12 protein-coding genes and 1 pseudogene are annotated in these 12,865 nt (G+C 73.5%); 8 read left to right on the top strand and 5 right to left on the bottom strand.

Annotated elements, in window-relative coordinates; translation table 11 throughout:
- Positions 1–53: 53 nt before the first annotated feature.
- Together ACFRAV_RS00685 and ACFRAV_RS00690 are read left to right on the top strand one after the other, a co-directional pair.
- Positions 54–698 (top strand): TetR/AcrR family transcriptional regulator, encoded by a 645-nt coding sequence (locus tag ACFRAV_RS00685; protein ID WP_382550044.1) that lies wholly within the window; start codon positions 54–56, stop codon positions 696–698.
- Between the two features lie 124 nt (positions 699–822).
- A complete protein-coding gene (locus tag ACFRAV_RS00690) occupies positions 823–2,712 on the top strand; it encodes a CocE/NonD family hydrolase (RefSeq protein WP_382550046.1) in 1,890 nt (629 codons plus the stop codon).
- Between the two features lie 70 nt (positions 2,713–2,782).
- Here ACFRAV_RS00690 and ACFRAV_RS00695 read toward each other — a convergent pair whose 3' ends face one another.
- From ACFRAV_RS00695 to ACFRAV_RS00705, 3 genes and pseudogenes are all read right to left on the bottom strand, one after another.
- Entirely contained in the window at positions 2,783–3,001 is a 219-nt protein-coding gene (locus ACFRAV_RS00695) for an EF-hand domain-containing protein (RefSeq protein ID WP_382550269.1), read from the bottom strand.
- A gap of 54 nt (positions 3,002–3,055) precedes the next feature.
- A pseudogene (locus ACFRAV_RS00700) lies at positions 3,056–3,754 on the bottom strand (VOC family protein); the annotation flags it as partial.
- A gap of 32 nt (positions 3,755–3,786) precedes the next feature.
- Positions 3,787–4,404: a TOPRIM nucleotidyl transferase/hydrolase domain-containing protein gene (locus ACFRAV_RS00705; RefSeq protein ID WP_382550049.1), complete on the bottom strand. Its 618-nt coding sequence runs from the start codon at positions 4,402–4,404 to the stop codon at positions 3,787–3,789.
- Between the two features lie 394 nt (positions 4,405–4,798).
- Between ACFRAV_RS00705 and tuf the strand changes: the two genes are divergently transcribed.
- The 4 genes from tuf to ACFRAV_RS00725 all read left to right on the top strand — a co-directional run bounded on the left by tuf (position 4,799) and on the right by ACFRAV_RS00725 (position 8,635).
- Positions 4,799–5,968: an elongation factor Tu gene (gene tuf, locus ACFRAV_RS00710; RefSeq protein WP_382550051.1), complete on the top strand. Its 1,170-nt coding sequence runs from the start codon at positions 4,799–4,801 to the stop codon at positions 5,966–5,968.
- A 248-nt stretch (positions 5,969–6,216) separates the two neighbouring features.
- The gene (locus ACFRAV_RS00715) at positions 6,217–6,900 is read left to right on the top strand and encodes a hypothetical protein (RefSeq protein ID WP_382550053.1); all 684 of its coding nucleotides are present in this window, start codon (positions 6,217–6,219) and stop codon (positions 6,898–6,900) included.
- Complete coding sequence (locus ACFRAV_RS00720; RefSeq protein ID WP_382550055.1) at positions 6,893–7,441, top strand: putative immunity protein; 549 nt, start codon at positions 6,893–6,895, stop codon at positions 7,439–7,441. The genes ACFRAV_RS00715 and ACFRAV_RS00720 overlap by 8 nt, the downstream gene beginning before the upstream one ends.
- Positions 7,442–7,513: 72 nt before the next feature.
- Positions 7,514–8,635, top strand: a complete 1,122-nt coding sequence (locus ACFRAV_RS00725) for an AI-2E family transporter (RefSeq protein ID WP_382550057.1) — start codon at positions 7,514–7,516, stop codon at positions 8,633–8,635.
- Between the two features lie 133 nt (positions 8,636–8,768).
- Here the strand turns inward: ACFRAV_RS00725 and ACFRAV_RS00730 are convergent, their stop codons facing one another.
- Positions 8,769–9,413: a dihydrofolate reductase family protein gene (locus ACFRAV_RS00730; RefSeq protein WP_382550059.1), complete on the bottom strand. Its 645-nt coding sequence runs from the start codon at positions 9,411–9,413 to the stop codon at positions 8,769–8,771.
- Between the two features lie 384 nt (positions 9,414–9,797).
- Between ACFRAV_RS00730 and ACFRAV_RS00735 the strand changes: the two genes are divergently transcribed.
- A complete protein-coding gene (locus tag ACFRAV_RS00735; RefSeq protein WP_382550061.1) occupies positions 9,798–10,337 on the top strand; it encodes a hypothetical protein in 540 nt (179 codons plus the stop codon).
- Between the two features lie 70 nt (positions 10,338–10,407).
- On the opposite strand, the gene ACFRAV_RS00740 is transcribed toward ACFRAV_RS00735, so the two are convergent.
- Positions 10,408–11,271, bottom strand: coding sequence for a universal stress protein (locus tag ACFRAV_RS00740; protein WP_382550063.1), 864 nt, complete (start codon positions 11,269–11,271; stop codon positions 10,408–10,410).
- A 554-nt stretch (positions 11,272–11,825) separates the two neighbouring features.
- On the opposite strand from ACFRAV_RS00740, the gene ACFRAV_RS00745 reads away from it, so the two are divergent.
- The gene (locus ACFRAV_RS00745; RefSeq protein ID WP_382550065.1) at positions 11,826–12,812 is read left to right on the top strand and encodes an Acg family FMN-binding oxidoreductase; all 987 of its coding nucleotides are present in this window, start codon (positions 11,826–11,828) and stop codon (positions 12,810–12,812) included.
- Positions 12,813–12,865 lie beyond the last annotated feature (53 nt).

Consider the following 12,865-nt stretch of genomic DNA (forward strand, 5'->3'; position numbering starts at 1 on the left):
CCGGTGCCGGAGACGCTACACGGGTCAACCGGCTTGCATCTATAGTCAGTTGGGTGACTGACTCGAAATCGCCCAAGGTGCGGGCCGCAGACAAACGCCGTCGGCTGACGACCGAGGCGGCCCGTATCCTGCACCGGCAGGGTGTCGAGCGGACCACCCTCGCCGACATCGCGCGGGCGGCCGACGTACCTGTGGGGAACGTCTACTACTACTTCAAGACAAAGGATGAACTGGTCCTCGCCGCGCTGTCCGAGCACAGCGCCTACCTGGACGAACTCACCTCACGGCTCCAGCTGTCGGCGGACCCGCGCGACCGGCTCAAAGGGCTGGTCGAGGCGTGGATCGAGCAGCGCGAGGTGGCCGCCCTCCACGGCTGCCCCACCGGCACCCTGGCCGTCGAGCTCGGCAAGCGCTCCGACGGAACGCTCGGCGGCGAGGCCGGCGCGGTGATGCGGCGTCTGCTGGAGTGGACCGGGCGGCAGTTCCGCGCCATGGGGGCGCCCGGCCCGGACGACCTCGCGCTGACCCTGGTCTCCGCGTACCAGGGCATGTCCCTCATGGCCAACGCGTTGCGCGACCCGGACGTGATGACCCGTGAGGGGAGCCGGCTCCTGGAGTGGCTGGATTCCGTCCCCGCCACCGGGGCCGAATCCGACGCCGCCGGAACCCGGAAGCGAGGTCGGACCGGCCGGCCTTGATGCCCGAAGGCCAACAGCCGCCCCTCGCCGCCCCGTTGAACTGACGTCCGAACGATCATAGGCTCGCGCGCCATGGGCCTCGGCCCAGCTCGACCGCACCACCGGCACTGCTTCGCACCCACCCATGGAGGAGCATGTGAGAGCACGTCGCGCGACCGCCTGGGCCGCCTCCGCACTGGTCGGCGCACTCGCACTGACCGGTACCGTCACCGGCCCCGCGAGCGCGGCGCCCGCGGGAACGGCGGACGGAACCGGAGCCGTGGCCACCGCCACCGGCCCGGTCGGCCACCAGGAGAACGACCGCGTCCCCGAGGGTTCCGTCTGGACCCAGCACTACTTCCCGTCCGCCGACGACTCCGGCACCGAGCTGCACGCCGACGTCCTGCTGCCGGAAGGGCTCGACCCCGGCGAGAAGGTGCCCGTCATCGTCTCCGTCGGCCCCTACTTCTCGCACGCCGGCCAGACCGGCCCCGAGGGCTTCACCCACACCGGCCCGTCCCCCCGGTTCAACGACTTCCTCGAGGGCGCCGACGTCTTCGACAACGGCTACGCCTTCGTCATGGTGGACCTGCGCGGCTTCGGCGGCTCCACCGGCTGTCTCGACTGGGCGGGACCCGGGGAACAGGCCGACGTGAAGGCCGCGATCGACTGGGCGGCCCGGCAGCCGTGGTCCACCGGCGCGGTGGGCATGTACGGCAAGTCCTACGACGCCGTCACCGGCCTGATCGGCAACAACCTCGACCAGCGGGCCCTGAAGGCGGTCGTCGCCCAGGAGCCCGTGTGGGACATGTACCAGTACATCTACTCCAACGGCGTGCCCCGCCCGAACGTGACCGGCACCGCCAACGCCTACAACGGCATCGCGACCTTCCCGCCGATGGCGGACGACGACGCCCGCTACCAGGCCAACGCCCGCTGGGAGCAGTCGCACCCGGAGTGCGTCGAGCAGAACACCGCCGGATACCGCATCGCCGACCAGGAGAGCGAGCACTGGAAGGCGCGCGATCTCGCGAGGATGGCCGCCGGCAGCGACACCCCGCTCTTCGTCACCCAGGGCTTCGTCGAGAACAACACCAAGCCTGAGGAGATGGAGGAGTACCTCGACAACCACCGCGGCCCCGAACGCGGCTGGCTCGGCCAGTGGGACCACGTGCGCGGCGGCGACCGGGTCGGCGACGGCCGTCTCGCCATGGGACGCGAGGGCTGGTACGACGAGACGTTGTCCTTCTACGACCAGTACCTGAAGGGCGTCCGGCCCACGGTGCGGTACCCGGCCTACTCCGTCGAGGACAGCACCGGCGCCTGGCGGGCCCAGCGCACCTGGCCCGTGGTGGAGCGGTCGGTGACGCTGTCGCTGGGCGGCGGTTCCTACGTGGACGACGGCGGCGCGTCCGCCCGGGCCGACCTGGCCGCCGGCGGGCAGGAGAGCGCGGCCAGGACGCCCGAACCGCCATCCGGCACGTGGGACATGGAGAACGCTCCGGCCGTGGAGGCGCCCGCGCCCGAGGGGCTGGCGAAGGGCGTCGCCGAGCGGCAGAGGACCGGGGAGGTCGGCTCCAGTTTCTTCGTCTGGTCGAAGCCGGTGCACAGGCCGGTCCGTGTCACGGGCACGCCGCAGATCCGGCTGACCGCGCGGGGCGAGGGCAACGTCATGCTCAAGCTGTACGACGTCGCCCCCGACGGCAGCGCGGTGATGTTCGACGAGCAGGTCTCCCTGGTGGAGACCGGGCGGCTCTCCGTCGACCTCAAGTCGACGGACTGGACGCTTGGTTCGGGCCACGTGCTCGCCGTGGAGGTCGGCTCGGTGCAGAGCGGCTCCTGGCGCGACACGCCCTCGGGCGAGACGATCAGGGTCACCGGGGCGCAGCTGCGGCTCGCTCTCGACGACCCGGCCGACGACGTGCCCACCCAGGGCGCGCGCTCGCCCTTCCTGGACACCTACCTCCGTCAGTACACGGTCACCCTCCCGGCCGGTCCCGCCACCTTCACGGTGACCCCGGGCCGCCACCTCTGATCCGTGCCGACACGACCGGGGCCCGGCGCGTCACCCGCGCCGGGCCCCTCGTGCACGCACCGGCGCACGGTCAGGCGTTCATGCCCGCCCAGAACTCCTCGAAGGACATCTGGCGGTCGCCGTCCGTGTCGAGCGGGTCGATCAGGGCGCGCGCCTGCTCCGCGGTGATCTCCGAGCCCTCGAGCTCCGAGACGACCTGCCGGTACTCCTCCGCGGTGACCTGACCGTCCCCGTCGAGGTCGTAGCGCTCGAAGACCTTGCGCGCCGCAGCCTTCACGATGTCCGTCATGCGTATCCGTCCGTCGTCACGATCTGAACCGGAGCCAGGCCAGCGGGCCCGGTGCACCGCGAACTCGTTGCCGTCGGGGTCGGTGAGGGTCACCCGGCCGCCGTCGTGGCCGTCGCCGTCGAGGTGCTTCGCGCCCAGCGACACCAGCCGGTCGATCTCCGCCCGCAGGTCCTCGCCGGCCGGGACGGCGAGGTCGAAGCGGATCCGGTCCCGGTCCCCGCCCCGCGGCATCAGCGGCGGGCCTCCCCAGGTGATCTTCGTGCCGCCGGCGGGGGACTGGATCGCCGTCTCCTCGTCCTGGTCCCAGACCAGCGGCCACCCCAGCGCCCGGCTCCAGAAGTACCCCACCGCCTGCGAGCCGTCGCAGGGGAGCGCGCCGACGAAGCCGCACCCGGCGAGGAAGTTGTTGCCGGGTTCGATGACGCAGAACTCGTTGCCCTCCGGGTCGGCGAGCACCACGTGCCCCTCCTCCCCGGTCTGGCCGACGTCGGCGTGGCGGCCGCCGAGCTCCAGCGCCCTGGCCACCGTCGCCTTCTGATCGTCCACGGAGTCGCTGGTCAGGTCGAAGTGCAGCCGGTTCTGCACCGACTTGGGCTCGTCCGTCGCGACGAAGCGGAGCAGGAACCCGGTGTCGCCCGTCGGCAGGACGGTGAAGTCGTCACCGGTCTCCCGTTCCAGCAGGCCCGCCCAGAAACGCGTGAGGCGGGCGGGGTCGAGTGCGTCGAACGTGAGCGCGTGCAGGTACGAGGGCATGTCGGCGGTCTCCTTCGGAAGGAATTGCGGGGTCACAGGCCGGCGAAGAGGGCGTCGAGCGGGGCGGGCAGCTCGCCGGGACCGAGTGCCTGGGCCAGCGCACGACCGTAGTGGATCTTGCGGCCCTTCTTGGTGCCCAGGAAGCGCCGCAACTGCCGCTCGCGGGGGCGGCCCTGCTGAGCGGGCTGGCCCAGGAAGATCTCCCAGGCACGCAGGTCGCCCTCGGCGGCGACCACGGCCTCGACCCGTTCCGTGCCCAGGGCGCGGATGAACTCGTCCTCCAGGTCCGCCACGCACACGAAGACGTCCCGCGCGGGCGCCCCGGCCCGCTCCAGCGCGCGGTCGAAGTAGCCCCGCTCACGCTCGTCGCAGAGACCGGTGAGCCGCAGGCCGAGGCCGGGCGGCCCGAGGACCCGCGCGAAGCGGCCCACGTTCATCGCGCCGTTCATCGTCACGACGCACACGCCCTCCGCCGCGAGGTCCCGGCCGTGCCGGGCGGCCAGCGCGTCGACGGCCGCGAGGTCGCTCGGACCCTCCAGCAGCACCACCGTCCGAAGCCCCAGCCGCGCCGCCAGTTCACCCGCCTGCCCGGCGGGCCCGCCGGCCGCCCAGTGTTCCACCGCGTCCCTGAACGCCGCCGTCTCCGCCATGCGCGCGAGTCTGCACCACCGGTGGGGAAGCGGCACCCCAATAAGCCCACGGGGCGGCCGTGGGGGAGCGGGGCCGCGGACGACCCGACGAGCCCGCGAAAACCGTTCGACGGGCCCGCCACCCGTCCGCCATGCTCTCGGACATGTTCCGGCACGCCTTCGCCCTCGTCGCAGCATCCGCGGTCGCGGATGCTCCGAAGGCTGCCGCCGCACTCCTCGCGGCAGGCGCAGCGGTCGGCGCTGCCGCCGACGGCGCCCGAAGGTGACCCTCCCCGGACAGAACTACCGGCGGACCCCGTAGGGGGAGGGTCGGAGAACCGCATCCGGGGTCCCCGCCGGCCGCTCCCCAGAAGGAGAGGGCCGGACACCGCGCGTCGCATCGCGAGGAACAGCCATGCCCAAGACGGCATTCGTCCGCACCAAGCCGCATCTCAACATCGGCACCATGGGTCACGTCGACCACGGCAAGACCACCCTGACCGCCGCGATCACCAAGGTGCTCGCCGACCGCGGGGCCTCCCGCTACGTCCCGTTCGACCGCATCGACCGGGCCCCGGAGGAGGCCGCGCGCGGCATCACCATCAACATCGCGCACGTCGAGTACGAGACCGACACCCGGCACTACGCGCACGTCGACATGCCCGGGCACGCCGACTACGTCAAGAACATGGTCACCGGCGCCGCTCAGCTCGACGGCGCGGTGCTGGTGGTGTCCGCGCTCGACGGGGTGATGCCGCAGACCGCCGAACACGTGCTGCTGGCGCGCCAGGTGGGTGTCGAGCACATCGTCGTCGCGCTCAACAAGGCCGACGCCGGCGACCCGGAGCTCACCGACCTGGTCGAGCTCGAGGTCCGCGACCTGCTGGCCGCGCACGGTTACCCGGGCGAGGAGGCGCCCGTCGTGCGGGTGTCGGGGCTGAAGGCCCTGGAGGGCGACCCGCGGTGGGTCGCCGCCGTCGAGGCGCTGCTCGACGCCGTCGACACCTACGTGCCGATGCCCGAGCGGCACCTGGAGGCGCCCTTCCTGCTGTCCGTGGAGAACGTGCTGACCATCACCGGGCGGGGCACGGTCGTCACCGGCGCGGTGGAGCGCGGCACGGTCCGCATGGGCGACCGCGTGGAAGTGCTGGGCGCGGGGCTGGAGTCGGTGGTCACCGGGCTGGAGACCTTCGGCCGGCCGATGGAGTCGGCCCAGGCCGGCGACAACGTCGCCCTGCTGCTGCGCGGGGTGGCCCGGGACGCGGTGCGCCGCGGGCACGTGGTCGCCGCGCCGGGCAGCGTCACGCCGAGCCGCCGCTTCACCGCGCGGGTGCGCATCCTGTCGGCCCGCGAGGGCGGACGCCGCACCCCGGTGTCCACGGGCTACCGCCCGCAGTTCTACATCCGCACCGCGGACGTGATGGGCGACGTCGACCTGGGGGAGACGGGCACGGCGCGGCCGGGTGAGAGCGTCGACATGACGGTCGAGCTCGGCTCCGACGTCCCGCTGGAGCCGGGCCTGGGCTTCGCCGTCCGTGAGGGCGGCCGGACCGTCGCCGCGGGCACGGTGACGGAGGTCGGCTGACGGCGGGTCCTGCCCGTCGTGCGGGTCCGCCCCCGGGAACGGGGGCGGAACCGTCCTGCGTGGCGGAGATGTCCGGTGACCGGCACCGGCACCGGCACCGGCACCGGCACCGGCACCGGCACCGGCGACCGGCGGCCGTCCCCGACCGGCGGGTGGTAGAAACACCCCGACGGACGGGGCGCGCCGGCCCCGCCGGGACCCAGGGGGCAGCGATCTCTTCCGTAATCGCCAACGTTCTGATCGGCCTGGTGACCAGCCTCATCGGAGGCGGCTGCGGCTGGCTCTGGGAGCGCGGCAAGCGCTCCAGGACGCTGCGGCGCAAGGCCGCGTTCTTCGGGGTCGTGCCGGGTGAGCCGTGCCTGGTCGTGGTCGGCAACAAGCACGGCCTGCCCGACGTCACCCACCGCAAGGACGTCGACGTCATAGCCGAGATCGCCGCCCTGGCGGGTCAGTTCGGCAGCGACGTGGTGACGGAGTCCAGCAACACGTTCCGGGGCAGCAACGACGACCGGACCGAGTTCTGCGTCGGCGGTCCGCTCGGGGAGGCCAACGTCCGCACCGGAGGGCACCTGGCGGCGCACCTCCCCGGCGTCCGCGTGCTCCCGTACCGCGAGGGTCACCCCGACTCCGTGGCCCTCGTCGTCGGCGAGCACCGGTACCCCTTCGACAAGAACGTCCAGGAGTACGCGCTGGTCGCCAAGTTCACGCCGCCGGAGGCGAGCCGCCCGGTCCTCCTGCTCTGCGGCCAGAGCCCGCTGGCCAACCGGGCGGCCGTTCACCACCTCCGGCGCAGGTACGCCGAGGTGGCGCGCGCCCTGGAGTCGGTGGATCGTTTCTGCATAGTGATCAAGGTGCCGGAGATCCGCACCTACGGGTACCAGGCGGCCACCCTCGAGCGGGACGTGACCAGGGAGGCCTTCGCCCGTGGCTGAGGTCGGACCCCAGCCGGTTCCGCTCAGCCGGCAGGACCTGCGCGAGGTCACCGCCTTCGCCGCGACCTGCGCGCGGGCGGTGCTCGACGTGTTCGAGGCGGACCGGCCCGACGACCCGCGCCCGCGGCGGGCCCTGGACACCGCCCGGGAGTTCGCGCGGGGCGGCGAGCGGGGCAAGGCGCTGCGCGACGCGGCCTGGGCGGCGCTCAAGGCGGCCCAGGCCGCCGAGGGCGCGGCGGCCCGCGAGGCGGCCCGGGCGGCCATGGCCGCGGCGGGCGCCGCCTACCTGCACCCGCTGGCCAAGGCCACGCAGGTCAAGCACATCCTGGGCTCGGCCGCGCACGCGGCCCGCGCCGCCGAACTGGCCGCCGGGGACGACCGTGCCGTCGGCGAGGACCACCTGCGGCGGGCCGCGGGGCACGCCACCGCGGCTCTGGTCGACGTGCTCGGGCGCTATCCGGCCGCCCCGTCCGGCGGAGGCCGCACCGGCGAACTCCTGCGCTCCCTGGACGCCACCCTGCGCGACCGCGGCCCACGGTGACACCGGGGCCGTCCGGCGACCCGCAACTGGAGCCTCACCGGCACCACTTGGGGCTGCCTCTAGAGTGACCTCATGCCTGACAGGTTGAGTGCCATACGAACCCGCGCCGCGCTCCGTTCCTCGGCGCGCACCTCCGCCGAGCTGCTGCTGCTCCTGCTGACGGTCGCCGCCGCCCTGTGGCTCCTGGGCCGCATGTGGCCGGTGCTGTGGCCCCTCGTCGTCGCCCTGTTCCTCACGACGCTCACCTGGCCCGTCACCCGCTTCCTGCGCGAGCGCCGCTGGCCCGCAACCCTCGCGGCCTCGGTGGTGACCGTGCTCGCCCTGGTGATAGCGGCGGGTGTGGTGGCCCTGATCGCCGTCCCGGTGTCCTCCCAGTCAGGCGAACTGGTCGACGGGGTGGTGGACGGCATCAAGCACCTGCGGGAATGGGCCGCGGGACCGCCGCTGAACATCGACGACGCGGAGATCAGCAAGGCACTCGACTCCGCGGTCGAGCGCCTGCAGAACAGCGCGGGCGCCACGGTCTCCGCCGTGGTCACCGGCGTCGGGACGGTGATCAACGGTGTCGTCACCGCCGTCCTCGCCGTCTTCCTGATGTTCTTCTTCCTGAAGGACGGCCCGCGGTTCCTGCCCTGGCTCGGCCGCCAGCTGCCCGGCAAGTACGCCGTCCACGTGCCCGCCGTCGCGGAGCGCGGCTGGAACACCCTCGGCGCCTTCATCCGCTCGCAGGCCCTCGTCGGCCTCATCGACGCGGTGCTCATCGGTATCGGCCTGTGGCTCCTCGACATCCCGCTCGTGCTGCCCCTGTCGGTGCTGACCTTCGTGTCCGCCTTCGTGCCGGTGATCGGCGCCCTGTTCGCCGGCTTCGTCGCGGTCCTCATCGCCCTGGTCTCCAACGGACTCACCGACGCGCTGATCGTTTTGGCGATCATCGTCGGCGTGCAGCAGCTGGAGGGCAACGTCTTCCAGCCCATGATCCAGAGCCGGGGCCTCGGGCTGCACGCCGCGGTCATCCTGCTCGCGGTCACCCTGGGCGGCAACCTGGCCGGCATCGTCGGCAGCCTCCTCGCCGTCCCGGCCGCCGCGCTGATCGCGGTGGTGTGGAACTACGTCCGTGAGCAGCTGACCGAGTCGGACGAGCAGCCTCCGCCGGACGCAGAGGCGGACGGCGGCGCCACCGTCGCCACGGTCTGAGACCGGCCGCCGCGCGCCCCGGAGGCCCGGACCCGTCGTGCAGGGGTCCGGGCCTCCGCCGTGCCGCGCCCCGTGCGTGCCGGGCGGGCTCGGGTGTTCCTGGGGTCTTTCTCGGGTGTTCCTCGGGTGCGGGTCACCGCCGCCAGAACAGGTGGTGCGTCACCCCGCTCGGGCTCGGCACGACCTCCAGGTGGAAGCGGTCGAGCAGCTCGTCGGGGGATTCCCACAGGCGCAGTCCGGTGCCGTACTCCACCGGCGCGACCGCCACGTGCAGGGTGTCGACGAGATCGGCGTCGAGGAACTGCCGGACCGTGCCGACGCCTCCGCCGAGCCGCACGTCCTTGCCCCGCGCCGCCTCCCGCGCCTGCGCCAGCACCGTGGCCGGGTCGCCCTCGACGAAGTGGAACGTGGTGTCGGACAGCGTGAAGGAAGGCCGCGGGTAGTGGGTCATGACGAACACGGGGGTGCGGAACGGAGGCTCGTCGCCCCACCAGCCCTGCCACTCGTGGTCCTCCCACGGGCCGCGCTGCGGACCGAACTTGTTACGGCCCATGATCTCGGCGCCGATGTTGTGGGTGAAGTCCCGCGTGAAGTAGTCGTCGATCCCTCGGCTCCCTCCCCCGTCGGTGCGCCCGGGCCAGCTCGCGGTGGCGAAGGCCCAGCTGTGCAGACGCGCGGGATCGACGTGACCGAACGGTCTCTCCAGCGTCTGGTCCTCCCCGGCGCCGATGCCGTCGCTCGAGACGGTGAAGTTCTGCACTCTCAACAGCTGGGCCACGCGTTCCTCCTTGTGCGGTGACACGACGACGGGGGACTCCTGCGCCCGGCAGAACTCATCGCCGCCGCGTGACGCCGACGCGTTCCCCCGGCCCGAGTCTTGCGCGCACGCCCCCCGGATGCCGTCAGCGAACCGCCGTCGGCGCGCCGACGGTGACCGGCCGGGACGGCGCGGCCCCGCGACGGGCCGGTCAGGGCGTCCGGTCTCCGGGCCGGAACCTCAGCCGCCACCCAGGGCGCGGCTCAGGAGAGGGAGCGGCCGGTCCCAGTGGCGCTGCAGCCGGAGGCGCTGAAGGCGTCGGTGGCCGGGCGCTCCCTGTGGCAGCATGCACTCCGGACCTTTCGTCCCGTCATCTGCCATGCACCTGCCACGGAGAAAAGACCCATGCGTATCCGCGTCATGCCGGCGGCGAGTGCGGCCGCCGCCCTTCTCGCCCTCACCGGTTGTTCGGGCGACGGTTCCCCGCCCGACGGCGCGCCGAGCGGGGCGGCGGAGAACGGGCTGCCGCTGACGGAGGCGGACGCCGCGCTGACCGGGGCGGTGGAGAAGTACACCGCCGCCTACTTCGGCGGTGACCCGGCGACCGCGTTCGGGATGCTCTCGGACCGCTGCCGGCACGTGGTCGGCGACGAGACGCAGCACCAGGCGGAGGGCGCGGGGGAGCAGGACGGCGCCGGTGGCCACGAGGAGGGCGCGGACGGCGGGGCCGCCGGACACGGCGGCCCCGCGTACGAGGCCGCGGTGACGCGGATGGCCGAGCGGTACGGGCCGCGGCGGGCCACCGGCGTGAAGGTGCGCGAGGACACGACGGCCGGCGAGGACGACCGGGTCTTCGTGAAGTACGAGGTCGAGGGCGTGCCCTACTTCGGTCACGACCAGCCGTGGCTGAAGGAACGGGGCGACTGGAAGTACGACGCCTGCTGAGGGCGCCCCGTCGTTCGGCACGTCGTTCGGCCGGGCCGAGGAGGCCGCGGCTTCTGCCGGTCCGGCGCGGTCACGGTTCCGGCACCGTGATGACCGGGCAGCGGGCCCGGTGCAGGAGTCCGTGCACCACGGAGCCCACCCGCATGCCGGAGTAGCCGCCACGTCCCCGGCGTCCGACGACCACCGCGAGCGCGTGCTCGGCGGCCTCCGCCAGTACCTCGACCGGTGAGCCCGAGGACACGTCGTGGGTCAGGGGCACGTCGGGATACCGCTCCGTCCAAGGAGCGGTGAGCTCGCCGAGCAACTGGGACTCGGCGTGCTGGAGTGCGGCATGGTCGGGATGCCGGGTGAAGACCGGGGGCTGCCAGACGGCCACCGTGCGCAGGGCGCAGCCCCGCAGGTGCGCCTCTTCGGCGGCGAAGGCCAGCGCCGCTCGTGACGCCTCGCTTCCGTCGACGCCGACCACCAGAAAGGGCGCCGTCCGCGAGCCGTGCTCGGCGTCGCCGATCACCGCGACCGGGCACCGGGCCTGTGCGGTGACGGGGACCACGAGTGATCCGGCGCTCAGGAACTCCTCCGTGCGGCTGAGGTGGCGGGACCCCAGCACCAGCAGGGAGGCCTCCTCGGACAGGTCCGCCATGACCTGGGCCGGTGGCCCTTCGAGCAGTGCGGTGGTGACCTGGGTCCCCGAGGCGAGCTCGCGCACCCGGTCCGCCGCGGAGTCCAGGGCGTTGCGGCCCGCGATCGCCCGCGTCTGGAAGCGGGCGCTGTCGTCGACGTGCTGGGTGTCGTGCGGGGGCGGTACGGCGACCACCAGACGCAGGTCCGCCCGACGCCGCTCCGCCTCCTCCGCGGCCCAGCGCACGGGCAGGTGCCCGTTCCCTCTCGGGTCGATCCCGACGACGATCTCAGGTCGTCGTGCCGTCTCGTTCATGGCGCCTCCCTGCCCGGGGTGCGTCCGCGCACCGTGCCGGGACCGGCGCGGCGCCGCCGTCCGGCGCGCCGCCGGAACATCACGAGCCCCTGCGCCGGGACGCGGGGCCGCAGGCGCTCGCTGTGCCGTGCGGCAGCGGCGCCCCCGAGGCGGGTGCGGGCCGCAACCTGTCCACGGCACAAAAATTCCATATGGGGTCGGCGCCGCAACCGGGCCGGGAAGGAGCACGGGCGGCCGCCGTCCGTGCGGATCGTCCGTGCGCATGCCCGCGCTCCCGACCGGGTCGAGTGCGACGGCCGTCCGGTGACGAAGCCGTCGCAGCGCGAGGTCACCGCTCCAGGGGCGGAACAGGTCTTCCGGCGCCCCGATCCCGCCGATGCCGATGCCGATGCCGATGCCGATGCCGCGGCCGTCGCTCGCGGTCCCGCACGGCCGGTTCGCGGCCGGCCTCGCCTCCCTGCCCGGCGGCGCACGCCGGATCCACGCACCCGTCGCGCCGTCCGGTGTGGCATCGCCCCTCGAGTGGAGCAACGCTGGAAGAGAGGAGGTCAACCATGCCGACGCCGCACATCTCCCCGCCGACGGTCCGCGACCTCGTCAGCGACGCCGCGACCGCGCCATCCATGCACAACGCCCAGCCCTGGCGCTTCGTGTACCACCGAGGCGCCGGGGTGCTGGACCTCAGGGCGGACCCAACCCGCGGCATGCCGTACGCGGACCCCGACCACCGGGCCCAGTTCATCAGCTGTGGTGCCGCGCTGTTCAACCTGCGGGTCGCGGCCGCCCACAGCGGGGTGGCCGTGCACACCTCCCTGCTGCCCGAGGCGGAGGAGCCCTGGCTCGTGGCGCGCATCAGGCCCGGAACCGAGGGCACGGCGGCCGCCACCGGAGTGCTGGCGAGTCTCCATGCGGCGCTCTCGCACCGCCGCACCAGCCGGTTCCCCTTCGAGGACCGCCCCCTGCCCGACGAGGTCCGCCAGCTGCTGGTCCGGGAGGCCGAGGCCGAGGGGGCGCGGCTGCTGTTCCCCGGCGGCTGGCACGTCCGCTTCCTGGTCGACCTCGTCGCGGAGGCCGAGCACCACGCCGAACACGCCGGCGACCCCGACGAGAACCGCTGGCTGCGCGTCGGGCCGACCCCGGAGAGGGCCGCCGACGGCGTGCCCTGGTCCGCGGTCGGCCCGCGGAGCACGGACACGGCGTGGTACAGCCGCGGCTTCGGACACGGCACCGGCCGGGAGCGGGCCCGCGTCCGCTTCGAACGGCATCCGCAGCTGGCCGTCCTCTCCACGTCCGACGACGATCCTCCGGCATGGGTGCTCGCCGGACAGGCACTGGAACGCGTTCTCCTCGCGGCCACCACGGTCCGGGTGGCGACCGGCCTGACCACCCAGCCGTTGGAGCGCCGGTCGCTCCGCTGGATGCTGCGCGACCCGGTCCAGGGTCAGGGAGCCGTGCAGATGATCCTGCGCCTGGGGTACGGCCCCACCGGAGCGGGCACACGGCGCCGCCCGGTCGACGACATCTTCGACGTCGAGGCGTGAGCCCACCGTCGGCGGAAGGGCACGCCCGCGGTCCGCCGTCGCCCCGGCGTCCC

The sequence above is a fragment of the Streptomyces sp. NPDC056600 genome (assembly GCF_042792855.1).
GTDB lineage: Bacteria > Actinomycetota > Actinomycetes > Streptomycetales > Streptomycetaceae > Streptomyces.